Below are 22417 nucleotides of genomic sequence, written 5' to 3' on the forward strand. Positions count from 1 at the left end.
TCAGAAATTGATCGCCGAGTAGAAAATGGCGAAGAGGGCGTCGATGAGGATGACCACGAAGATCGATTTCACCACCGATTGCGTCACATGCTTGCCGAGCGACTCTGCACTGCCGCCGACCTTCATGCCCTCGACGGAGGCAACGATGCCGATGATCAGCGCCATGAACGGCGCCTTGATCATGCCCGCGAGCACGGAGGAGAAATCGACAGCCTCTTGCAAACGGGCGAGGAAGGTATCGAGCGTGATGCCGGAATAGATGTTGACCACCAGAGCAGCACCCGAAAGTGCTGCGAAATTGGCGATGATCGTCAGCAGCGGCAAGGCGATGGTGAGAGCGACGAGGCGCGGGAACACGAGGATGCCGATGGGGCTCAAGCCCATCACCTTCAGCGCATCGATCTCCTCGCGCATCTTCATCGACCCGACCTCGGCCGTGATCGCGCTGCCGGAGCGGCCGGCGATCATGATGGCGGTCAGGAGCACGCCGATTTCACGCAGCTGCAGAATGCCGACAAGATCGACCACGAAGAGTTCGGCGCCGAAATACCGCAACTGGAAGGCGCCCTGCTGCGCGATGATCGCGCCGATCAGGAACGACATCAGGGCGACGATCGGCACGGCCTGCACACCCATGCGGTCGATCTGGTTGACAATGGCGGCCGGCGATAGCCCGCTGTGACGGCCGACCTTCAGCTGCGCGCCGCGAACGGCAGAGCCGACGATGTACATGGCCGCGACCGTATCGTCCCACATGGCCAGCACGGCCTTGCCGATCGGCTGGAACGCGCGGTCGGCGAGCGTGCGCGGCGGGCCGTTATCGGCCTGCGGCTCGCGCAGTTCGGCCGGCAGCGCCTTTACGAGTTCGAGATAGCCGGCATTGCCGCCGTCCAGCGTCACGGCCTCGTCTCCGCCGAGCTTCGTCATGAAGCGGCGGATGATCCAGGCGCCCGCCGTGTCCATCGCCATGATGTCGGAAAGGTCGAAGCGCACGTGCGAGCCGTGCGGCCCCCCGGCGGGCTTGGCCATTTCATCCAGGCGCTTCACCACGGAGGGCAGGCCGGAGGCGCGCCAGTTACCGCCGAAACGATAGACCGTATCCCCCTTCTCGCCGGAATCGTCGCGCTCGACGGTCGCTTCAGTCTTGACGAGGGTTTTGGTCACGCGCTTCTAAATTCTCTGGGCAAAGGTTGCATCGGTATCGATCAGCCAACACTCATAGCGACTGGCGTTAACGATGTCACCGACGGAAAAGACGCCGGAGACAATCGTGACGACAGGCAGTTGACGACCGTGATGTCGATGCCACGTTCCCTCATGTGCATCGTTTCGGAAAGGCTATACGCAGATGACCACGCTTGAGATCACCGTCGAGCATTTTCCCATCGCCGGACAATTTACCATTTCGCGCGGCTCGAAGACCGCAGCCTCCGTCGTCACCTGTCGACTGCGGGAGGGCGTGACGAGCGGCATCGGCGAATGCGTCCCCTATGCCCGCTACGGCGAGACGATCGAAAGCGTCGTCGCAGCCATCGAGGCCTGCCGCCACGCGATCGAGCGCGGCATCAGCCGGACGGAACTCGCGCGCGTCATGCCGCCGGGTGCAGCCCGCAATGCGGTGGATTGCGCGCTGTGGGACCTCGAGGCGAAGAGGAGCGCCCTGCCCGTGTGGCAGCTCGCCGGCCTGCCTCTGCCGCAGCCGCTCGTCACCGCCTACACGATCTCGCTCGCCGACGCCGAGACGATGGCGGCCCGCGCGGCGGAAGCCGCCTTCCGTCCGGTCCTCAAGGTCAAGGTGGGCACCGCGGACGACGCCGCCGGCATCCGCGCGGTCCGCAGGTCCGCGCCCGAATCGATCATCATCCTCGATGCGAACGAAGGCTGGACGGAGGACAATCTGGCGGCGCATTTCGCTGTCTGCGAGGAAGCCGGCATCGCGCTCATCGAGCAGCCGCTGCCGTCGGGCCATGACGACATCCTCGCCCGTGTACCCCGCCCCGTCCCCGTCTGCGCGGACGAGAGCGTCCACACCATCGCGGATCTCGATCACCTCGCCGGCAGGTACGACGCCGTCAACATCAAGCTCGACAAGACCGGCGGCCTCACCCACGCCTTCGACATGCGCAACCAAGCGCGCGCCCTCGGCCTCGACGTCATGGTCGGCTGCATGGTCGGCACCTCGCTTGCCATGGCGCCGGCGGCTCTCGTCGCGCAGGGCGCCGCCTTCGTCGACCTTGACGGCCCGCTGCTCCTTGCACGCGACCGCGAGCCCGGCCTGCGCTACGAAGGCTCGCTGCTGATGCCGCTGGAGCCGGAACTCTGGGGCTGAAGCGTCCAGGCGGCGATGAGAAGCGCAAAGCCGATGAAGGCGGCGACCGCCATGGACAGGAAGCCGTGCACGCCAAACCAGCCGTAGAAGATGCCGGAGACGAAGGTGCAAAGCGCCGTGAAAATACCGGTATAGAAGAAGTACATGCCCTGCGCCGCCGTTTCCTGCCGCTCGGCCACGCGCCGCACTAGCATGGTCTGCAGCCCCGTATGCATGATCGCATAGGTGAAGGCGTGGGAACATTGCAGCGCGAAATAGCCCCAGAAGCCGAGATCGAGCGGAAAGACGAGCCAGCGCAGAATGGCAAGCCCCGCGCCCGAGAAGATCATCGCCCAGAGACTGACCCGCACGAGGATGACCTTCGCGGCCACGAACATCGCGATCTCAGCCGCGACGCCGGCGCTCCAGAGAAGCCCCACGTCCGTTCCCGAGAACCCGATGCTCGTCCAGTAAAGCGCCGAAAACGCAAACAGCATGCCGTGGCTGCCGTTGACCAGCCCGACGCCCATCAGCAGCATCTGGATGTCGGGCGCGCGCAGCGCCTTCGGCGGCGGCTCGGCCAGCGTCGTCAGCGTTGAGGGACGCCGCGGCGCGCCGACGCGCGGTGCAAGGAACGTAACCGCCACCATGGCGACGAAGCCCACCGTCATCCCGGGCAGCACCATCATCGCGCCGAAACGGCCGATCAGCGCGCCGCCGATCATTGTCGCGCAGATGAAGGCGATGGAGCCCCAGAGCCGCATCCGCGCATAATCGAAACCCCAGCGCCGCACGCCCGTCAGCGCCACCGCCTCGACGATCGGCACATAGGGCGAATAGACCACGCCCTGCAGCGTGTAGATGACGAGCACCGCCCAGAACGCATGGGACACGAACAGCCCGAGCGCCGTCAGCAGCGACAGGCCGGCCGACCAGAACAGCAGCCGCGTCCGTTCCCCCAGCGCATCCGCAATCATGCCCGCGACCGGCGCTGAGAACACCCGCACGAACATGGGAACGGCCAGAATCACCGAAATCTGCGCGGCATCGAAGGACAGCGACGCCAGCCAGACCGGGAAGAAGGGCAGCGCAAACCCGTTGATGAACAGCGGCGCGCTGAAGAGCAGCGCGATCCGCGCCACGAATCGCGAAGGCGGCGCCGGCTCGTTGAGCCGTGGCGAAGAGGGAGAATCCATTGGGGATGACCTGATGTCGATCCAGCCGGTTATCATGGCCCGGGTAGACCGCGCCAGTGCGAACCTCTCCCGGAAACGGGGAGATGACCGTCACCGGCTGTTTCCGGCAGCGCCCCGTCTCAGGCAGCCTGCCGCGCCAGAAACGACCCGACCAAAGCCTGTGCCTCGCTGCTGTCCTCTGCGGGCTGCGGTGCGCCGGCCAGCACGTTCCAGGTGATCAGCTCCATCCGCCCGTCGGCATGCTCGGCGATCGCCGTGCAGCTCTCCACCCAGTCGCCGGAATTCATGTAGCGGATGCCGTCGATATCCTCGATGACAGCATGATGGATATGCCCGCAGACGACGCCGTCGGCTTCGGCCTTGCGCGCTTCCGCGGCCACGACCGTCTGGAACTCGCCGATGAAGTTGACGGCGTGCTTGACCTGCTGCTTCGCCCAGGCTGAAAACGACCAGTAGGGCATGCCGAGCCGCCGGCGCACGGCGGCAAGGCCGATATTGATGACGATCGCCATGTCGTAGGCCCAGTCGCCGAGATAGGCGAGCAGACGCGCATTGCGCACGACCACGTCGAACTCGTCCCCGTGCAGCACGAGATAACGCAACCCGTCGGCGCTCTCGTGGATATGGCGCGAAGCCACCTCGATGCCGCCGAAATGCATGCCGGGGAAGGCCCGCAGGAACTCATCGTGATTGCCGGGGATATAGATGATGCGCGTACCCTTGCGCGCCTTGCGCAGCAGCTTCTGCACCACGTCGTTGCAGGATTGCGGCCAGTACCACGACCGCTTCAGCCGCCAGCCATCGACGATGTCGCCGACGAGGATGATGGTATCGGCATCGTGCAGGCGCAGGAAATCCAGAAGGTAATCCGTCTTCGCGGCCTTGGAGCCCAGATGCACGTCGGAAATGAACAGGGTCCGGAAATGCCGGACGGCGGGCTCGCTCACTCTCTGGTCCATCGGTCCTCTCCGGGTTTCAGATCCTGCTGTTCCTGAAAACAGACTCCTGTTTCAGGAGCATGACAACACAACACGTGAATGTGAGAAGCCTGCCAAAACCTGAGCCGCGAACTGTACGCACCGGCGAATTCGTGCCAGAAGAACCCCGTTCTGAAAGAGGGTACTGACGCGATGAGCAGCGGCGAAGACACCAAGACACCGAAGACACCGGCCGGCGGCGACCTTGACGAACAGGCGCTGTTCTTCCACCGATATCCGCGTCCCGGCAAGCTGGAGATCCAGGCGACGAAGCCGCTCGGCAACCAGCGGGACCTCGCGCTCGCCTATTCCCCGGGCGTGGCCGCACCCTGTCTCGCCATCCGCGACGACCCGTCGATGGCTGCCGAATACACGGCGCGCGCCAACCTCGTCGCCGTCGTCTCCAACGGCTCGGCCGTGCTCGGCCTCGGCAATATCGGCCCGCTCGCTTCCAAGCCCGTGATGGAGGGCAAAGCCGTCCTCTTCAAGAAATTCGCCGGCATCGATGTGTTCGACATCGAGATCGATGCGCCGGAAATCTCCCGCATGGTCGACGTCGTCTCGGCGCTGGAACCGACCTTCGGCGGCATCAACCTTGAGGACATCAAGGCGCCCGAATGTTTCGAGGTCGAGCGCCAGCTGCGCGCGAAGATGGACATTCCCGTCTTCCACGACGACCAGCACGGCACCGCCATCATCGTCGCCGCCGCCATTCTCAACGGTCTCGAGCTCGCCGGCAAGGACATCGCCAAGGCGAAGATCGTCACCTCCGGCGCCGGTGCCGCTGCCCTTGCCTGCCTCAATCTTTTGGTCGAACTCGGCGCAAGGCGCGAAAACATCTGGGTCCACGATCTCGAAGGCCTCGTCTACGAGGGCCGCGAAGTCCTGATGGACGAATGGAAATCGATCTACGCCCAGAAGAGCGACAACCGGGTTCTGGCCGACAGCATCGCCCATGCCGATGTCTTCCTCGGCCTGTCGGCGGCCGGCGTGCTGAAGCCGGACCTGCTGGTGCAGATGGCCGAGCGCCCGCTCATCATGGCGCTCGCCAACCCGAACCCGGAGATCATGCCCGATCTCGCCCGCGCGGCGCGGCCGGACGCGATGATCTGCACAGGCCGGTCGGATTTCCCCAACCAGGTCAACAACGTCCTCTGCTTCCCCTACATCTTCCGTGGCGCACTCGATTGCGGCGCGCGGACGATCAACGAGGAAATGAAGATGGCCGCCGTCCGCGCCATCGCCGGTCTCGCCCGCGAGGAACCGTCGGATGTCGCCGCCCGCGCCTATTCCGAGGAAACGCCGATCTTCGGCCCGGACTATCTCATCCCCTCGCCCTTCGACCAGCGCCTGATCCTGCGCATCGCCCCGGCCGTCGCCAAAGCTGCGGCCGAGAGCGGCGTCGCCGCGCGGCCGATCACTGATTTCGATGCCTATCTCGACCAGCTGAACCGCTTCGTGTTCCGCTCCGGCTTTATCATGAAGCCGATCTTCACGCTGGCGAAGGCCGCCGAGAAGAAGCGGGTCATCTTCTCGGAAGGCGAGGACGAGCGCGTGTTGCGCGCCGCGCAGGTGCTGCTGGAGGAAGGCACGGCTCTGCCGATCCTCATCGGTCGCCCGCAGATCATCGAATCGCGCCTCAAGCGCTTCGGCCTGCGCATCCGCCCGGAAACCGATTTCGAGGTGATCAATCCGGAAAGCGACCGTCGCTTCAAGGATTACGTCGACCAGTATCTCTCGCTGGTCGGTCGCCTCGGCGTCATCCCGGAAGCCGCCCGCACCATCGTGCGCACCAACTACACCGTCATCGGCGCAATCGCGCTGAAGCGCGGCGAGGCCGATGCGCTGATCTGCGGCCTCGAAGGCCGCTACAGCCGCCACCTGCGCGATATCTCGCAGATCATCGGCAAACGGCCGGGCGCACTCGATTTCTCAGCCATGAGCCTGTTGATCTCCCAGCACGGCGCGACCTTCTTCACCGACACTTTTGTGACGTTCAACCCGACCTCGGAAGAGATCGCGCAGAAGACCATCATGGCGGCGGAGGAGATCAAGCGCTTCGGCATCACGCCCCGCGCCGCCCTCGTCTCGCACTCCAATTTCGGCTCGCGCGAATCGGAAAGCGCCAGCAAGATGCGCCGGGCGATGGAGTTCGTGCGCGAGCTTGCGCCCGATCTGGAAGCGGACGGTGAAATGCACGGCGAATCGGCGATCTCGCAGGTGCTGCGCAAGCGCGTGATGCCGAGCACGACGCTGCACGAGGATGCCAATCTTCTGGTTTTCCCCAATCTGGATGCCGCCAACATCACCTTCGGCGTGGTGAAGAGCATGATCGACGGCCTGCATGTCGGCCCGATCCTGCTCGGCGCCGCTCTGCCCGCCCACATCCTGTCGCCCTCGGTTACCTCGCGCGGCGTCGTGAACATGGCGGCGCTGGCCGTGGTAGAAGCGTCACACCCGGCCTGAACCATGTGGGCCGCGCGAATGTGATCGCGCGGCGCGTTGCAGCCGACGACAAAGCGACTATGATCTGGTCTTGTCCGCGCCCCGGAGGGTGCGGACGTATCGGTTTCCAGCGAGAACCGGACATTCCCACCGAGGCAGGCGACGTTTGAGTATCCGCAAAGTGTCCATGGCCGTATTGCTCGCGCCGCTCCTGTGCCTGTCCGCGGGTGCCGAAGCCTCTCCGCTCTGCGACAGGCTGTTTGCGCGCCTCGCCGACCTGCCCGAGACGATGTCGAACGACACCGGCTATGACGACACCCGCCAGCGCAATGTCACCGGCGCCATCACGCGGCAGAATCTGGAGCTTCGCAGCGCGCGCAGCCAGCAGCGGGCGCTCGGCTGCAGCACGGACAGCGTCACCGTCATCAATGGCGACAACGAAGAGGCCTGCGCCGACCTCGACAACCGCATCGCCGCCATCAGCGAAGATCTCGCGGAGCTGAAAGCGCACCGCGCGGAAGAGATTGCAGGCTCGGACGATGACGCCGCCCGCCGCCGCGTGCTCGTGGCCCTGCAGGCCAATCGTTGCGAGGCGGTCGACAGCGATCTCGTCAGCGCTTCGGTCTCCGGCCCGGATGCATCCGAACCCCGCCGCTTCCGCAACATCATCGCCGACCTTCCGCCGATCGGCAGCGAAGAGACGAGCCTGAGGGGGCCTTCCGATGGCCCTGTGTCCGAGCCGCCGATAACGGACCTGTCCGCCCCCAACCTTCATCTCCTGACGCAGGATGGCCCGCTGCGCACCATGTGCGTGCGCACCTGCGACGGCTCGTTCTTCCCGATCTCCGCCAACGCCACGCCGGACGATTTCGAACGCGATGCGCAAACCTGCAGCGCCCGCTGCCCGGGCGCCACGACCGAACTCTACTATCATCCGCTGACCGGCGAGACGCAGGACATGATCTCGGCCAGCACCGGCACCCCCTATACCGATCTGCCCACGGCGTTCGCCTACAAGAGCGGAAGCCCCGCCGCCCGCAGCCAGTGCGGCTGCCGCATTCCGTCGCAATCGGCCGCCACGAATCCGGGCTCCGGCTTCTCGACCCTGCCCGCCGATGCACCCGCTCCCCGTATGAGCACCCCATCCGACAAAGCCGTGGTCACCATCACCACGAAGCCGCAATCCGCCACGGCCGCACCCACGGCCCCGGAGCCTGCCGCTCCGAAAGTGTTCCTACCGTCCACGGCACCTGTCGAGACACCCTCGCCCGCCGTCAACGAGCGGCCCTATGACCCCAAGGCAAATCGCGTCCGCCAGGTCGGCCCCTCCTTCCTGCCGGCCGAAGAATCCTCCATCGACCTGCACCACCCCGCAGGCCCCGGCTATCAGCAGCAGCAGACGAACTGAGGCGGTCGCTTACGACACCGGCGTATAGCGGACGAAGGCGAAGCTCCTCCCGTCCGCAGACCAGTTCGGCACGTTCATCGTACCCTGTCCGCCGAAGAGCTCGAACAATTCCCGGGCGTTGCCGCCATCGGGGTCCATCAGCCGCAGCCGCACCGTCAGGTCGCGCGGATGATCGAACACGTCGCCGTCATAGGAAATGACGAGAACGCTGCGGCCATCCGGCGAGGGATGCGGAAACCAGTCGCCATAGGGGCTGTCGGTGATGCGTTCCGCCGGCCCGCCCGCCGCTGGCACACGCCAGATCTGCATGCGGCCCGAGCGGCTGGAGTTGAAATAGATCCAGCGCCCGTCGGCGGAATAGTCCGGCCCGTCATTGCGCCCTTCGCCCTGCGTCAGGCGCGTCTCCTCGCCGCCATCGACGGCAATCGTGTAGATATCGAACACCTGGTCGCGAATGCCGCAATAGGTCAGTCGCTTGCCCTCCGGCGACCAGCCATGCCAGTAGGAGGGCAGGTTCCGTGTCACGAGCGTCGGCGTGCCGCCACCGATCGGCAGCGTGTAGATCGCCGATTTCCCGAATTCCGTCTTGTCGCTGATCGCAAGCAGCAATCCATCCGGCGAAACGCCATGGTCGTTGTTCAGTCTGCTGGCAAAGCCCGTATCGATCATCTCCGGCTCTCCGCCATCGAGACCGAGACGCCAGAGCCGGCCATCGCCGTTGACGATCAGGCCGTCGCCGCCGGGCGCGAAATTCGGCGCCTCCACCAGCCGGTCCGTCTGCCAGACCACCCGCGTCTCGCCTGTTTCCACAGTGAATATCTCAACCGAACTGCGCATGCCGTCTCCTCCGCGCGGGAATGCAACACCCCGCCGAAAACCATGGAATCACGGGCCTTGTGCGTGGGAAAGCACATTCATCCCCTGTTCAACATGACATCGGTATGACAGTCATGCGAAGAATTTGTGAAGGGAGCCGGCCATGGCGAGTTTTGAGTCTGCCGTGAACGTCAGACCCTCCGCGGACGTCTATGGACCGACAGCGGCAGATGATGCACGCCCGTCGAAGATCCTGTCCAACATCCGCAGCATCGTCGTCTCGTTCCTGCTCGCGGTCTCGCTGATCTTCATCGTCGAGTGGATCGCCCGCAATTCGGCAGCCGAAGCCTCCGCCTTCTTCCTCGATCCCGCCCGCCCGGCCTTCGTCACGGCCTTCGTGTTCTTCCTGCTCTTTCTCGCCGTCGATGCCATCGCCGGCCGCGCGGAATACGGTCTGGTCCTGATCGCTCCTCTTGCGCTGGTCCCGGCACTCGTCACGCGCCAGAAGCAGATCTTCCTCTCCGATCCGCTCTATCCCACGGACTTCCTGTTCGGCCGCCAGATCATGGAGTTGATGCCCGTTCTGGTGCGTGATCGCCCGGGAACGGCAAGCGGTATCGCCGTCGGCCTCGTCCTGTCGCTGGCCGGCCTCACCTGGCTCATCCGCCACGCCTGGCGCCGGTTCCCCCGCCTCACCCGCCGCCAGCGCATTGCGCGCCTCGCGGTCGCCCTGCCGCTCCTCGGCGGCTTCTATCATCTGATGGATTACAACCAGTTTTCCTGGGTGCGCGACCGGCTACAGATCATCCCCATCATGTGGGACCAGACCGAGAACTACCGCCACAACGGTTTCACGCTCGCCTTCGTGCTGAACCTGCCGATGGCGAATGTTGCGGCCCCTCCCGGCTATATGGCCAACGCCATCGACGCGATCTCGAACGAGCCGGTTCCCGCCGGCACCTCGCATCGCGGCAAGCCCGACGTCATCGTCCTCATGAGCGAGTCCTTCTGGGATCCGACACGCCTGCCGAACGTGAAGCTCACGCCGGACCCCATGCCGACGATCCGCGAAATGCAGTCCGGCGACATCTTCTCTCCCGAGTTCGGCGGCATGACAGCCAATGTCGAGTTCGAGGCGCTGACCGGTTTCTCGAACGCGTTTTTGCCCTATGGCAGCATTCCGTATCAGCAGTACATCCGCAACCCGATCCCCTCGCTCGCCACCTTCTTCCGCGGCGAAGGCTATGTCGCGCGCGCCGTCCACCCGTTCCAGGGCTGGTTCTGGAACCGCAGCGCCGTCTACAAGTCCTTCGGCTTCGAGCAGTTCCGCTCGGAGGAAAACCTGCCGCCCATGGAAAAGCGTGGCATTTTCACCTCCGACGAATCCCTGACCAAAGAAATCATGCGCCAGGCCGACGAGTTGCGCGATCCCTTCTTCTTCTTCACGGTGACGCTCCAGGGCCACGGCCCCTACGAAGCCAACCGCTATGCGCACAACACCATCAAGGTCGAAGGCAACCTGCCGGAGAACGACCGGCAGGTGCTGGAAACCTATGCGCAGGGCGTGAAGGAAGCCGATGACAGCCTGAAGATGCTGATGGATTGGGCGAAGGAGCGCGACCGCGAAACGATCATCGTGCTCTTCGGCGACCACCTGCCGCCGCTGAACACGGTCTACACCTCCACCGGCTACATGCCCGACGTCACCGCGTCGCGCAAAGGCACGGCCGAGCAGATGGCGGCGAGCCACGAGACGCCGCTGGTCATCTGGTCGAACAAGACCGGCCCGGTCAAGAACGTCGGCACCATCAGCCCGGCCTTCCTCTCCTACCAGATCCTGAAGACCGGCGGCTTCGAGCACCCCTACTACACCGCCTTCCTCGGCGATGTCTTCAACCGCTACCACGTCGTCGACCGCTACATGCTCGTCGACGCCGCCGGCCGGGACACCGAAGCCTGGTCCCGCAACAAGAAGATCCCGTCCGTGCTGCGCGACTACCGCTTCCTCCAGCACGACATGATGTTCGGCAAACGCTATGGTACCGACCGCTTCTTCGAAACCCACGCTGAGCTGTTCCCGCAGCCGGTGATGTGATCGGCGGGACCGGCGTCGGGCGCTGTTTTCGCGAAGCCTCTCCTCCTTGCCGTCATCCCGGACTTGATCCGGGATCCAGCGACCTGACGTCCGTCAGGTCGGAAGAGTCTTTTCAGCCCGCAGACGTGTGCTGGCTGGATTCCGGGTCAAGCCCGGAATGACGGAGGATGGATAGGCCCTCCGTCAGATGGTTGGCCGGCTGCGCGCGGCGGGACCTTCCCGAAAAGCAAAAGGGGTGCGGACATCACGCCCCACCCCTCTCATCCCGTCGGCTCTCGCCAGACCTCACGCCGCGCGGCGGGCTCCGGCCTCATACCCCTGCTCCAGACGGAAGCGGGCGAGGAGCTGTTGCAACTGGCGGCTTTGGTCGGCGAGGGTCTCGCTGGCGGCCGTCGTCTCTTCCACCATGGCGGCGTTCTTCTGCGTCATCTGGTCCATGTGGTTGACGGAGGTGTTGATCTCGCCCAGCGCCGTGGCCTGCTCGCGCGAGGCCGTGGCGATGCTCTCCACATGACCATTGACCTGGTTGACCAGCGTCTCGATCTCCAGCAGCGCCGTGCCGGTGGAGCGCACCAGCGTCACGCCGCCCTCGACTTCCGAAGCCGAGGCGCTGATCAGCGTCTTGATCTCCTTGGCGGCATTGGCCGAACGCTGCGCAAGCTCGCGGACTTCCTGCGCGACGACGGCAAAGCCGCGACCGGCTTCCCCGGCGCGCGCCGCTTCCACACCGGCATTCAGCGCGAGCAGGTTGGTCTGGAAGGCGATCTCGTCGATCACGCCGATGATCTGCCCGATCCGGCTGGAGGAGTCCTCGATCCGTCCCATGGCATCGACGGCGCTGCGCACGATGGCGCCGGACCGTTCGGCGCTGGCCTTGGTCTCGCGCACCATGTCCTGCGCTTCGTTCGCCCGCATGGAGGCCGTGCGAACCGTGGCGGTGATCTCGTCGAGGGCCGCCGCAGTCTCTTCCAGCGCCGCAGCCTGCTGCTCGGTGCGCTTCGACAGATCGTTTGCCGCACCGCTCAGTTCCGCCGAGCTTTCCGAAATCGTGGAGCCCGCGCCGCGCACGCTTTCCATGGTGGAGCGCAGCGTCACCATCGTCGCGTTGACATTGGCCTGCAGTTCGCCGAACGCGCCCTGGAACCGGCCGTTCATGCTCTGCGTCAGGTCCGCCTGCGACAGAGCCTCGATGACGCGGCGAAGCTCGGCGATCGCCTGGTCCACGCTGCCGACCAGTTCATTGACGCTGGCGGCAAAACGGTTGAGGTCGGGCGATCCGTAATCGCGGTCGATACGCGCCGTGAAGTCGCCGGCGACAGCCGCGGCAACGACAGAGGCGATGCTCGACTGGAGGTCGCTGCTGCTTGCCTGCAGGGCCGCCTCCTGCGCCTTCATGTCCCGCATGGCGATAGCGTTGCGGCGGAAGACGTCGAGCGCCCGCGCCATCTCACCGATCTCGTCGCGGCGCGCGGTGTCCATCGTGCCGACGTCGAGCCGTCCCTCGGAAAGCGCGCGCATGACGCCGGTCATCTCGCGAACCGGGGCGACGATGCCGCGGCGTGCCACGAGCAGACTGACGAAGCCGCCAAGCGCGATGGCGGCAATCGCCGCACCCAGCGCGACGAACGTGGTCGTGGTCGAACTTTGGAGGGCCTCGGCACGGGCGGTTGCCAGCGCATCGCCGGAATAGGTGCTGTAAGCCTTGACCGCGGCCGTCACTGCCTTCTGCGCATCGAGCGCCACGCCGAGCGGCCCGGTCATGGAGGCGGTGTCGGCGCCGGGTGCGGCTGCCGCGTCTACCATCGCATCGATCGTGGTGAAATAAGACGTGAGTTTCTCTTCCACCGTCTTGATCTGGGCCTGTTGCATCGCGTCGGCGGCCGCCTCGATCTTCGGCAGGCGGGCCAGCATCTCGCTCTGCCGCCGCGCGGCCTCGGTGCGGACGTCCGCAGCCTTGGCAGGTTCCGCAGCCAGCTGATAGGTCATGCGGCTGATGGAGATCACGTCGACCCGCAGATCCATCGCCTCGCGGGCGACCTCCTCGCGCGCACCGACGGAAACCATCGTCTCCTCCAGCGCGCCGATGCCCCGTATGCCCACGGCGGCGATGGCGGCGGAGGACAGTCCCATCACGAGGACGACCAGCCCGACCTTTTTCAGGATGGAAAGATTTTGAAACGACATGCGGAAAACTCCGGTGAAGCGCATCACCGCGCAAGGACAGCTGAAGAGCGGGAGGACATGATGTCCGGCAAGGCGCATAAGGGGGAGTTTCGCACATCGCGCGGTTTCATTTTTAGCGCGGAAACGAATAACCAAGGCTTAACTTACCTTCCGCATTTGCCCCCGTTTGCACCCTGCCGCGAAACGACACAGTTTTGCCGAAAACAGAGCGGTATCGCTCTCACAGAGCGTTTCAGGACCCCGGAGCCCGCATGTCCACCATCGAAGATATCTCGCACCGCCTCTTCAACAAACCGGCGGCAGCCCTCGGCGCGGTCGAGCGCCGCGTGCTCGGGAGAGCGCATGCGCGCCAGACGCTGTCGGAAGACGTCAATGCTAGCTTCGTCGCAAGCCAGAGTTTTGGCGACCGCCTCGCCGACCAGATCGCCCGCGTCGGCGGCTCCTGGGCCTTCATCATCAGCTTTCTCGTCTTCCTCGCCGCCTGGGCGCTGGTGAATACCCTCCTCCTCACCCAGAGCGAGGCCTTCGATCCCTACCCCTTCATCTTCCTCAATCTCGTCCTCTCCATGGTCGCCGCCCTGCAGGCGCCGGTCATCATGATGTCGCAGAACCGCGAGGCCGCAAAGGACCGGCTGAATGCCTCGAAGGACTATGAAGTGAACCTCAAGTCGGAGATCGAGCTGATCTCGCTGCACCACAAGATCGACGATGTCCTCCTCAAGGAAATCGCCACCCTCCAGGCCAACATCGCCCGCCTCCACGACCGTCTCGAAGCCTACGAGAACAAGCGGAACTGAGGCTCGTCCATCGAACCGACGCTGCAACACAAACAAAAGGGCCAGAGATCGCTCTCTGGCCCCCTGACGCTGACACACAGCTTGTTGAGTGAACCGCCATCCTCGGCCTTGTGCCGAGGATCTGCTGACGTCAACCAAATCAATCGGTTGCAGATACCAAAGACAAGCCCGAGCATGACGAAAAGGAGCCTTGCTCCAGCTTATGCCCAGCCGTTGACCAGCATCCGCTTTTCGTCGCGCCCGCCCTTCATCCGCTCGGCGAGCAGGAAGGCCAGTTCCAGCGCCTGATCGGCGTTGAGGCGCGGGTCGCAATGCGTGTGGTAGCGGTCGCCGAGGTCGGCGCCGGAGAGCGCGCGAGCGCCGCCGGTGCATTCCGTCACGTCGTTGCCGGTCATCTCGATGTGGATGCCGCCCGGATGCGTGCCTTCGGCGCGGTGGATCTGGAAGAAGCTTTCCACTTCGCTCAGGATTCGCTCGAACGGCCGGGTCTTGTAGCTGTTGAGCGTGATCGTGTTGCCATGCATCGGGTCGCAGGACCACACGACCTTCTTGCCTTCGCGCTGAACGGCTCGGATCAGGCGCGGCAGGTGCTCGGCGACCTTGTCGTGGCCGAAGCGGCAGATCAGCGTCAACCGGCCTGCCTCGTTGGCCGGGTTGAGGATATCGATCAGCTCGATCAGCCCGTCGGCCGTCATCGACGGACCGCATTTCAGGCCGATCGGGTTCCTGATGCCGCGGCAATATTCGACGTGGGCATGGTCCGGCTGGCGTGTGCGGTCGCCGATCCAGATCATATGGCCCGACGTCGCATACCAGTCGCCCGAGGTCGAATCGACGCGGGTCAGCGCCTGTTCGTAGCCGAGCAGCAGCGCCTCGTGGCTGGTGAAGAAATCTGTCTCGCGCAGCGACGGGTTCGTCTCCGGCGTGATGCCGATGGCCTTCATGAAGTCCATCGTTTCGGAAATCCGGTCGGCGAGCTTGCGGTAGCGCTCGGCCTGTGGGCTGTCCTTGACAAAGCCCAGCATCCACTGGTGCACATTGTCGAGATTGGCATAGCCACCCATCGCGAAGGCGCGCAGAAGGTTCAGGGTCGCGGCCGACTGGCGGTAGGCCATGATCTGGCGTTCCGGGTTCGGGACGCGCGACTCGGGCGTGAAGTCGATTCCGTTGATGATGTCGCCGCGATAGCTGGCAAGCTCGGTGTCGCCCTGACGCTCGATATTGGACGAGCGGGGCTTGGCGAACTGACCGGCGATACGGCCCACCTTGACGACCGGCTGCTGCGCGCCGAACGTCAGCACGACGGCCATCTGGAGGAACGCGCGGAAGAAGTCGCGGATCGTGTCCGCGCCATGTTCGGCGAAGCTCTCGGCGCAGTCACCGCCCTGCAACAGGAAGCCGCGGCCCTCGGACACATTGGCGAGCGCCTTCTTCAGGTTGCGCGCTTCACCGGCAAAGACCAGCGGCGGATAGGTCGCAAGCTGCGCCTCGGTCGCCGCCAGGGCGGCTGCATCCGGAAAATCGGGAACCTGGCTGACAGGCTTCTGCCTCCAGCTGGTCGGTGTCCAGTTCTGTGCCATCTCGTTTCGCCTTTCACGGTCCCGCTCAATCGGCGGGCCTCGTCGCACCGGCGCCTCCTCCGGCGCTCTCTTCGATGCGGGCTTATAGACGTTAAGATGCCGCTTGCAAAGCCCGTCGGCATGCCTGCCGCCTCAGGCGGGCGCCATCGCGGACTGCCCGGAAAACAGGCCTGCCTTGGCTTTCAGCAGCGCCACCAGACGCTCGATCACCAGCCGCACCTCGGGGCGATGCCGCTCGTCGTCATGGCTGACGATATGGAGCGCATGATCGAGCGCTGCGACGGGTTCGCCGATCCGCTCTAGCTCCGGATCGGCATCCCCCACGAAAACCGGCATCAGGCTGCGCCCGGCTCCGTTGCGCACCAGCCGGTGAAGGAGGTCGAAGCTTGTCGTCCAGGTATGGATGTCGGCCTCGTGGTTCTCGAAAACCCAGCGCTCGGGCGCCCGTCGCGCCGAATCCGTGGACATCGAGATCCATCGCCCCCGCGTCTCCGCCGGCGCCTGCCGCGCGGCATAGACGGCATATCGCATGCCGATCGATCGCAACGCCGCGACATTGCCTCCCGCGGGGGCCTTGGGCAGCAGGCTGACATCCACGCCGCGAAAGGCAAGTTCCTCGGTCGTGTCCCGGCAGCAGAGCCGGAAGCGATCCGACGGCCCCCGCAGCACATCGATATGGTCTGCCATAAACCCTGCCATCCAGCTGTCGGCGGCCAGCGTCACGATCGGAAATTCGAACCGCCATCCCGAAATGCCATCGGCAGCCGCCTGCATGGCGCGGACGTGGTCGAGCAGGATCTCGCCGTCATGCGCAAGCCGATAGCCTTGCTGGCTGCGCTCGAACAGCGATCGGCCGAGCGACTTTTCCAGCGCCAGAATCCGCCGCCCGATCGTCGGCGCGGAGAGGCCCGTGCGGGCCGCCGCCGCACTCAGGCCACCCGCCATGGCAACATGCAGGAAGAGTTGCAGTTCGTCCCAAGCCGTCTCATCCATCGCCCGCCCCGCCATTTCGCCGGCTCGGGGACCGTCGCCCGCGCCATACCCTCACGCGCCCTTATAGCATCCCGTCCGGCGCCGCCCTCCGTGCAGGAATGAAACGCCCCTTTCATTCCTGCGTCTACGAGCGCGCGACACAGGCGCATATGTCAGCAGCATGCATCCCGAAGGAGATCGTAATGCGCGACCAGCTTCTGATCCACACGCTCAAGAATCGTGGCGCACGAGTGAAGACCGACCCCCTCGCCGATCCGCTCGACCACCCCTCGTGGGATGGCCTGCGCTGGATGGTGCCGCTTCTCGCAGTCCTCTTCCAGTCAACGCGGCCCAGCTCACGGAAAACCAAGCCGGCGCGTCCACCTAAACGGAACCGGCTCTACACCCGCTCGCCGTTGCGGATGCGGTAGCTCGGCGCATACATCGTCACCAACTCTTCGGATGCCGTGGGATGCACCGCCATCGTCCGGTCGAAATCGTCCTTGGTGACGCCGGCCTTCAGCGAAATGCCCAGAAGCTGCGCCATCTCGCCGGCACTCGGCCCGAGAATATGCGCGCCGACCACCTTGCGGTTTTCTGCGTTCACGACCAGCTTCATGATCGTCTTCTCGGAGCGGCCCGACAGCGTCGCACGCATCGGCCGGAACTCCGTCCGGTAAATCTCGACGTCCGGCAGCGTACGCGCCGCCTCGTCTTCCGACAGGCCCACGGTGCCGATCTCCGGCTGGGAGAACACGGCGGTGGCGATCAGATCATGGTCGGGCGAGGTCGGGTTGCCCTTGTACTCCGTCTCGATGAAGCACATGGCCTCATGGATGGCGACCGGCGTCAGCTGCACGCGGTTGGTCACGTCCCCCAGCGCATAGACGCCCGGCGCGCTGGTGCGCGAGAACGCATCCACGACGATCGCGCCCTGGTGGTCGGTCTTCACGCCAGCAGCCTCCAGCCCGAGGCCTTCCGTGTTGGGCACGCGGCCGAGCGCCAGCATCACCTGATCCACCGTCAGGATCTCGCCTTTCAGCGTCGTCACCAGCCGCCCGCCGCCCTCGGCGTCCGATATGGTTTCGATGATGTCCTCGCAGAGAATGCGGATACCTTTCTCCGCCATGGCGCTGTGCAGGCCCTGCCGCATGTCCTTGTCGAACCGCGAGAGAATTTCCTTGCCGCGATAGATCAGCGTGGTCTCGACGCCCAGCCCGTGCAGGATGTTCGCGAATTCGACGGCGATGTAGCCGCCGCCGGCAATCAGGATGGATTTCGGCAGTTCGGGCAGGTCGAACACCTCGTTGGAGGTGATCGTCAGCGCATGGCCCGGCAGCGCCTCATGCGGGGCTGGGCGTCCGCCGACGGCGATCACGATCCGCTCTGCGGTCACGATCCGGCCGGTCGACAGCAGCTTGATGCTGTTCGGCCCGACCAGCTCCGCCCGCGTGTGAAAAATCTCCGCGCCGGCATTGGCGAGCCCCTTCTGGTAGAGCCCTTCCAGCCGGGTGATCTCGGCTTCCTTGGCCGCCACCAGTTTGTGCCAGTCGAAGGATGTCTCTCCGACCGTCCAGCCAAAGCCTTCGGCATCCTTGAAATCTGTCGAGAACGCCGAAGCATAGACGTAGAGCTTCTTCGGTACGCAGCCGCGAATGACGCAGGTGCCGCCATAGCGGAACTCCTCGGCGATCCCGACCTTCTTGCCGAGCGATGCCGCAACGCGCCCGCTGCGCACCCCGCCGGACCCGCCGCCGATGACGAAGAGATCATAATCGTAAGATGTCATGGAAAGCTCCGGGGACCGAGAAGACGCGGGCGCGGCGCGGTCACGTCCGGCGCTGCCCGTTGGCATGACGTTGATATAGAGTTTGTCAGCGATAAGTGGAAACCGGTTATCCCGAAAAGACAAACAAAATGAAAGAATGCCGGGCCGACAAAAGAAAAGCCCCCCGGAAGGTCCGGAGGGCGCAAAGACGTTGTCAGGAAGATCGGGCGATCGCCTCAGGGCGCCGGCGTCGCTGCGGGTGCCGGTGCGGCCGGAGCCTGGCCGGCGGCGTCGGCCGGTGGGGCGAGCGTTGCCTGCAGCGCCTTGGTGGCTTCCGCGTTCAGGTCGCGCGAAACGCCGGCCGCCCAGATGTCGGCTGCCTTGAGCATTTCCCTGGACGCGATCGGGCCGTCGTTCAGCAGCTTCTTGCCGGCTTCCGATTGGTAGAAGGCGCTGATGGCGTTCAGCTGTTCCACGGTGAACGTCTTGGCATAGATCGTCGCGGCTTCCCGCTCCAGATCGGCGCGGCGGCCGGCGAGTTCCAGCGCCTTGGCGTCGATGGTCGAGGAGATCAGGTCCTGATAGTTCGGCGAGGACTGGATCAGGTTGGCCTTCAGGCGCTCGGCAAGGTTCGGCAGGATATTGTCGAAATTGTCGGTGGCTCCGATGGCGGAGATGGCGGCGCGTGCGGCCTTCAGGTGGTCTTCCGTCACGTCCTGCGCAAAGGCTGCCGGTGCCGTGGTGGCGAGAAGGACGAAGGCGGTCAAGACGCGGACCCGGCCTGCAAATCTGTTCATGCGAAAAAGCTCCTGTGTGTTCTTGGGCGTCGCGCCGGTTCGACGCGTCCGATACATGCAATAGGGATCAGGTCGATCGTGCGCTCGTCATCACCCTTGCACCCGCCTCGCCGGCGATGATCGCCAGAGAAGCCATGCCGATGAAGAGGCCGTGCTCGACCACGCCCGGAAGTCCGTTCAGCTCGCGCGCCAGCGCATCTGCATCAGGAATGCGGCCAAAAGATGCATCCACGATCAGATGTCCGCCGTCCGTCTCGAACAGCCCGTCGCCGGAACTGCGCAAGGTGAGATCGCCCGTAAGCCCCAGCCGCGCGGCTGCTTTCTCTATGGCGATCAGCGTCGCCTTCTGCCCGAAAGGGTTGATCTCGATTGGCAGCTTGAAGGCGCCGAGCGTGTTCACGACCTTGCTCTCGTCGGCAATCACAATCATGCGTGCCGAGGACGATGCGACGATCTTCTCGCGCAGAAGCGCGCCGCCGCCGCCCTTGATCAGGTTGAGGTTAGGATCGACCTCGTCCGCGCCGTCGATCGTCAGATCCAGTTCCGGCAGCTCGTCCAGCGAGCGCAGGGGAATGCCGAGGTCGAGGCACAGCCGCGCCGTACGCTCGGATGTCGGAACGCCCTCGATGCGAAACCCATCCGCGACCTTCTCGGCCAGCAGGCGAATGAACTCTTCGGCCGTCGAGCCGGTGCCGATCCCGAGCCGCATGCCGTCCTCGACATGCGCGAGCGCCGCCTCGGCGGCCTTGATCTTCATCTGGCGGGCATCCATGCGCCGCTGTCTCCCGTTGAAACCCGTGGTCCGGGCATGCCCGGCCGCCCGGAGGTTTACACGGCCCATGCGACAGAGGAAAGCCCCCGGCGCGAACACCTCCGCCGAACGTGCCCCATCGCGTGCCCGGCCGATCGCCGTCGAACCGAGACAGATTGCATTTCGGCCCACGGTCGCATACCCCGGCAGGCAAACATCAGACCCGGATTCCAGACCCGCAAAGGCCGCGCCCATGCCCTCAAGATCGTCCTCCTCATCCAGCTCCCTGCTTCCCGCCACCATCGTCTTCGATCTCGACGGCACGCTGGTCGATACCGCGCCGGATCTCGTCGCCAGCCTCAATCACGCGGTCACACAGGCGGGCCTTGCACCGGTCGGCTATGACGATCTCACCCATCTCGTCGGTCACGGCGCGCAGGCCATGATCGAGCGGACCTTCAAGATGCGCGAAAAGCCGCTGAGCGAAGACGATCTCGCCTGGCAGATGAAGGAATTCGTCGCCCATTACCACGCCATGATGCCCGGCGCCTCCATGCCCTATCCCGGCGTGCTCGACGCGATGGACCGGCTGTCGGACGCCGGCTACCTGCTGGCCGTCTGCACCAACAAGCTGGAAATGCTCGCACGCACGCTGCTCGAAACCCTCGGCCTCACCGCCCGCTTCGCCGCAATCACAGGCGGCGACACGTTCGACGTGCGCAAGCCCCATGCCGAGCATCTGCTCGCCACCGTCCGCCTTGCCGGCGGCACGCCCGGGCGCGCGGTGATGATCGGCGACAGCCGCAACGACATCCTCGTCGCCCAGAACGCCGCCATCCCCTCTATCGCCGTCCCCTTCGGCTATTCCGACGTCGCGGTGGAAACCCTCGATCCCACCATCGTCATCACCCATTTCAACGAGCTAACGCCCGATCTGATCGAGCGCCTTCTGACCGACAGGACCTAAGCCTGCGCCGATGCGGTGCTCCGGCGCCGCATCGGTCGCGAAGAGCACGTCTCGTTGGCTTCCCGCAAGCGGGGAGCTTGGCGATCTCTACGCCCGACCACCGGCCTTCGCAGCCACAGCCTTCTTTTCCATCGTCTCCAGCACAACCTCGGCCGCTCTCTCGCCCGGCGGCACGTCGGTGCGCATAATGTCCCATACCGTATCGAAACCGCCGATCATCGCACGACGCTCCGGCGTGTCGAGCGCAAGCCGCTCCATCCAGCGGGCGAGCGCGCCGGGGCGGATCGATTCGTTGAAGTATTCCGGCACGATCACATAGTCCGCGATCAGGTTCGGCAGGTTGGCCGTCCAGATGCGGATGCGCTTGTGCATCATCCGGATCAGCCAGTCCGCCTTGTAGTTCGATACGACGGGAATGCTGCAAAGGCCGAGCTCCAGAATAACGGTGCCGGAGGCCGCCATGGCGACATCGGCCTGCGCGAAAGCCTGCCACTTCGCCGGCGTCCCCACCAGCACCTCGACGTTGACCGGCCAGTCGCGCACCATCTCCCGTACATGCTCGGCCTGCCGCGGCACGGTCGGCAAGACGAAACGGAACGCGGGCGCTCGCCGCGCCAGGATCTCCACAGCCTCCCGGAACACCGGCAGCAGCCGCGTGATCTCGGAGCCGCGCGAACCCGGAAGGATCAGGCACGTCCGCAGCGCCTCTTCGCCTCCAGCCTCCACCTCACGACCCCCAGGCGCCTGACTGCGCGCCTCGCCCCGCGCCCACTGCGCCGCGCGCACCGCGAGCACATCCGCGTCCGAGGCCAGCCGGTGTCCGACATAGGTCGTCGGCGGCCCGCCCAGCATTTCCATCGCCTCCGGCTCGAACGGCAGGACGGCGAGGACATGGTCGACGTAAGGCCGCATCCGCAGCGCCCGCTCCGGCTTCCACGCCCAGACGCTGGGGCAGACGTAATCGACGATCGGCAGGTCGGGCAGCGAGGTCCGCACCAGTTTGGCCACGCGGTGGGTGAAGTCGGGACTGTCGATGATGACGAGCACATCCGGCTTTGCGGCGACGATGGCCTGCGCCGTCTGGCGGATACGGAGCAAGAGCTTCGGCAGACGGACCAGTACCTGCGAGATGCCCATGATCGAGAGCTCGGAATAATCGAACAGCGAGAGGAGCCCCTGCTCCTCCAGCGCCTCGCCCCCCACGCCGACCAGTGAAACGGACCCGACACGGTCCTTCAGCGCCCGGATCAGATCCCCACCCAGAAGATCCCCGGAGACCTCACCAGCAATGACCGCAACCTTGATGGGACCGTGCTCGTTTTCTCTCGGCATGCGTGCTCCTCGAAGATGTCGCGG

At 65.0% G+C, this 22417-nt stretch carries 18 protein-coding genes; 7 read left to right on the forward strand and 11 right to left on the reverse strand.

The features are described from left to right. Nucleotides 1–1047, reverse strand: a complete 1047-nt coding sequence (locus GA0004734_RS12060; RefSeq protein WP_245292512.1) for an MlaE family ABC transporter permease — start codon at nucleotides 1045–1047, stop codon at nucleotides 1–3. 301 nt (nucleotides 1048–1348) lie between these two features. On the opposite strand from GA0004734_RS12060, the gene dgcA reads away from it, so the two are divergent. Next, on the forward strand, nucleotides 1349–2329 hold the full coding sequence (dgcA, locus tag GA0004734_RS12065) for an N-acetyl-D-Glu racemase DgcA (RefSeq protein ID WP_092933990.1): 981 nt from the start codon (nucleotides 1349–1351) through the stop codon (nucleotides 2327–2329). Here dgcA and GA0004734_RS12070 read toward each other — a convergent pair. Continuing rightward, nucleotides 2281–3504 carry an MFS transporter gene (locus GA0004734_RS12070; RefSeq protein WP_092933992.1) on the reverse strand — a complete coding sequence of 408 codons (1224 nt, stop codon included), beginning with the start codon at nucleotides 3502–3504 and terminating at the stop codon, nucleotides 2281–2283. The two genes, dgcA and GA0004734_RS12070, sit on opposite strands and share 49 nt — an antisense overlap. A 119-nt stretch (nucleotides 3505–3623) precedes the next feature. Further along, entirely contained in the window at nucleotides 3624–4463 is an 840-nt protein-coding gene (locus tag GA0004734_RS12075; RefSeq protein ID WP_092933994.1) for a UDP-2,3-diacylglucosamine diphosphatase, read from the reverse strand. 171 nt (nucleotides 4464–4634) lie between these two features. Here GA0004734_RS12075 and GA0004734_RS12080 point away from each other — a divergent pair, with 171 nt between their 5' ends. Together GA0004734_RS12080 and GA0004734_RS12085 are read left to right on the forward strand one after the other, a co-directional pair. Further along, nucleotides 4635–6947: an NADP-dependent malic enzyme gene (locus GA0004734_RS12080; protein WP_092933996.1), complete on the forward strand. Its 2313-nt coding sequence runs from the start codon at nucleotides 4635–4637 to the stop codon at nucleotides 6945–6947. Nucleotides 6948–7113: 166 nt separating this feature from the next. Beyond that, nucleotides 7114–8334 carry a DUF2865 domain-containing protein gene (locus GA0004734_RS12085; RefSeq protein ID WP_092933998.1) on the forward strand — a complete coding sequence of 407 codons (1221 nt, stop codon included), beginning with the start codon at nucleotides 7114–7116 and terminating at the stop codon, nucleotides 8332–8334. Nucleotides 8335–8343: 9 nt separating this feature from the next. Here GA0004734_RS12085 and GA0004734_RS12090 read toward each other — a convergent pair whose 3' ends face one another. Then, entirely contained in the window at nucleotides 8344–9171 is an 828-nt protein-coding gene (locus tag GA0004734_RS12090) for a TolB family protein (protein ID WP_092934001.1), read from the reverse strand. 142 nt (nucleotides 9172–9313) lie between these two features. On the opposite strand from GA0004734_RS12090, the gene GA0004734_RS12095 reads away from it, so the two are divergent. Then, nucleotides 9314–11245 (forward strand): LTA synthase family protein, encoded by a 1932-nt coding sequence (locus tag GA0004734_RS12095; RefSeq protein ID WP_092934003.1) that lies wholly within the window; start codon nucleotides 9314–9316, stop codon nucleotides 11243–11245. Between the two features lie 285 nt (nucleotides 11246–11530). On the opposite strand, the gene GA0004734_RS12100 is transcribed toward GA0004734_RS12095, so the two are convergent. Further along, the gene (locus GA0004734_RS12100; protein WP_092936250.1) at nucleotides 11531–13429 is read right to left on the reverse strand and encodes a methyl-accepting chemotaxis protein; all 1899 of its coding nucleotides are present in this window, start codon (nucleotides 13427–13429) and stop codon (nucleotides 11531–11533) included. 251 nt (nucleotides 13430–13680) lie between these two features. On the opposite strand from GA0004734_RS12100, the gene GA0004734_RS12105 reads away from it, so the two are divergent. Further along, the gene (locus tag GA0004734_RS12105) at nucleotides 13681–14226 is read left to right on the forward strand and encodes a DUF1003 domain-containing protein (protein ID WP_092934005.1); all 546 of its coding nucleotides are present in this window, start codon (nucleotides 13681–13683) and stop codon (nucleotides 14224–14226) included. Nucleotides 14227–14426: 200 nt separating this feature from the next. Here GA0004734_RS12105 and GA0004734_RS12110 read toward each other — a convergent pair whose 3' ends face one another. Then, complete coding sequence (locus GA0004734_RS12110) at nucleotides 14427–15806, reverse strand: class II 3-deoxy-7-phosphoheptulonate synthase (protein WP_092934007.1); 1380 nt, start codon at nucleotides 15804–15806, stop codon at nucleotides 14427–14429. Between the two features lie 132 nt (nucleotides 15807–15938). Then, nucleotides 15939–16799: a LysR family transcriptional regulator gene (locus tag GA0004734_RS12115; protein WP_092934009.1), complete on the reverse strand. Its 861-nt coding sequence runs from the start codon at nucleotides 16797–16799 to the stop codon at nucleotides 15939–15941. A 182-nt stretch (nucleotides 16800–16981) separates the two neighbouring features. Here GA0004734_RS12115 and GA0004734_RS12120 point away from each other — a divergent pair, with 182 nt between their 5' ends. Further along, a complete protein-coding gene (locus GA0004734_RS12120; protein WP_092934011.1) occupies nucleotides 16982–17209 on the forward strand; it encodes a hypothetical protein in 228 nt (75 codons plus the stop codon). Here GA0004734_RS12120 and gor read toward each other — a convergent pair. The 3 genes from gor to rpiA form a co-directional block, all read right to left on the reverse strand. Beyond that, nucleotides 17179–18567 (reverse strand): glutathione-disulfide reductase, encoded by a 1389-nt coding sequence (gor, locus tag GA0004734_RS12125; protein WP_092934013.1) that lies wholly within the window; start codon nucleotides 18565–18567, stop codon nucleotides 17179–17181. The two genes, GA0004734_RS12120 and gor, sit on opposite strands and share 31 nt — an antisense overlap. Before the next feature lie 215 nt (nucleotides 18568–18782). Further along, nucleotides 18783–19343, reverse strand: coding sequence for a DUF2059 domain-containing protein (locus GA0004734_RS12130; protein WP_092936252.1), 561 nt, complete (start codon nucleotides 19341–19343; stop codon nucleotides 18783–18785). 67 nt (nucleotides 19344–19410) lie between these two features. Beyond that, on the reverse strand, nucleotides 19411–20115 hold the full coding sequence (gene rpiA, locus GA0004734_RS12135) for a ribose-5-phosphate isomerase RpiA (protein ID WP_092936254.1): 705 nt from the start codon (nucleotides 20113–20115) through the stop codon (nucleotides 19411–19413). A 232-nt stretch (nucleotides 20116–20347) separates the two neighbouring features. On the opposite strand from rpiA, the gene GA0004734_RS12140 reads away from it, so the two are divergent. Next, on the forward strand, nucleotides 20348–21061 hold the full coding sequence (locus tag GA0004734_RS12140) for an HAD family hydrolase (protein WP_092934015.1): 714 nt from the start codon (nucleotides 20348–20350) through the stop codon (nucleotides 21059–21061). A gap of 87 nt (nucleotides 21062–21148) precedes the next feature. On the opposite strand, the gene lpxB is transcribed toward GA0004734_RS12140, so the two are convergent. Then, nucleotides 21149–22393: a lipid-A-disaccharide synthase gene (gene lpxB, locus GA0004734_RS12145; RefSeq protein ID WP_092934017.1), complete on the reverse strand. Its 1245-nt coding sequence runs from the start codon at nucleotides 22391–22393 to the stop codon at nucleotides 21149–21151. Nucleotides 22394–22417: the final 24 nt, after the last annotated feature.

Source organism: Rhizobium sp. 9140, assembly GCF_900067135.1.
Taxonomy (GTDB): domain Bacteria; phylum Pseudomonadota; class Alphaproteobacteria; order Rhizobiales; family Rhizobiaceae; genus Ferranicluibacter.

What these genes read in the sequence shown, in the direction of transcription:
- GA0004734_RS12110 (WP_092934007.1), bottom strand. Translation starts at nt 15,806, where the DNA reads ATGGCACAGAACTGGACACCGACCAGCTGGAGGCAGAAGCCTGTCAGC.
- GA0004734_RS12085 (WP_092933998.1), top strand. Translation starts at nt 7,114, where the DNA reads ATGGCCGTATTGCTCGCGCCGCTCCTGTGCCTGTCCGCGGGTGCCGAA.
- GA0004734_RS12140 (WP_092934015.1), top strand. Translation starts at nt 20,348, where the DNA reads ATGCCCTCAAGATCGTCCTCCTCATCCAGCTCCCTGCTTCCCGCCACC.
- rpiA (WP_092936254.1), bottom strand. Translation starts at nt 20,115, where the DNA reads ATGGATGCCCGCCAGATGAAGATCAAGGCCGCCGAGGCGGCGCTCGCG.
- GA0004734_RS12115 (WP_092934009.1), bottom strand. Translation starts at nt 16,799, where the DNA reads ATGGATGAGACGGCTTGGGACGAACTGCAACTCTTCCTGCATGTTGCC.
- GA0004734_RS12105 (WP_092934005.1), top strand. Translation starts at nt 13,681, where the DNA reads ATGTCCACCATCGAAGATATCTCGCACCGCCTCTTCAACAAACCGGCG.
- dgcA (WP_092933990.1), top strand. Translation starts at nt 1,349, where the DNA reads ATGACCACGCTTGAGATCACCGTCGAGCATTTTCCCATCGCCGGACAA.
- GA0004734_RS12130 (WP_092936252.1), bottom strand. Translation starts at nt 19,343, where the DNA reads ATGAACAGATTTGCAGGCCGGGTCCGCGTCTTGACCGCCTTCGTCCTT.
- GA0004734_RS12100 (WP_092936250.1), bottom strand. Translation starts at nt 13,429, where the DNA reads ATGTCGTTTCAAAATCTTTCCATCCTGAAAAAGGTCGGGCTGGTCGTC.
- GA0004734_RS12080 (WP_092933996.1), top strand. Translation starts at nt 4,635, where the DNA reads ATGAGCAGCGGCGAAGACACCAAGACACCGAAGACACCGGCCGGCGGC.
- GA0004734_RS12090 (WP_092934001.1), bottom strand. Translation starts at nt 9,171, where the DNA reads ATGCGCAGTTCGGTTGAGATATTCACTGTGGAAACAGGCGAGACGCGG.
- GA0004734_RS12075 (WP_092933994.1), bottom strand. Translation starts at nt 4,463, where the DNA reads ATGGACCAGAGAGTGAGCGAGCCCGCCGTCCGGCATTTCCGGACCCTG.
- GA0004734_RS12120 (WP_092934011.1), top strand. Translation starts at nt 16,982, where the DNA reads ATGCGCGACCAGCTTCTGATCCACACGCTCAAGAATCGTGGCGCACGA.
- gor (WP_092934013.1), bottom strand. Translation starts at nt 18,567, where the DNA reads ATGACATCTTACGATTATGATCTCTTCGTCATCGGCGGCGGGTCCGGC.
- lpxB (WP_092934017.1), bottom strand. Translation starts at nt 22,393, where the DNA reads ATGCCGAGAGAAAACGAGCACGGTCCCATCAAGGTTGCGGTCATTGCT.
- GA0004734_RS12095 (WP_092934003.1), top strand. Translation starts at nt 9,314, where the DNA reads ATGGCGAGTTTTGAGTCTGCCGTGAACGTCAGACCCTCCGCGGACGTC.
- GA0004734_RS12070 (WP_092933992.1), bottom strand. Translation starts at nt 3,504, where the DNA reads ATGGATTCTCCCTCTTCGCCACGGCTCAACGAGCCGGCGCCGCCTTCG.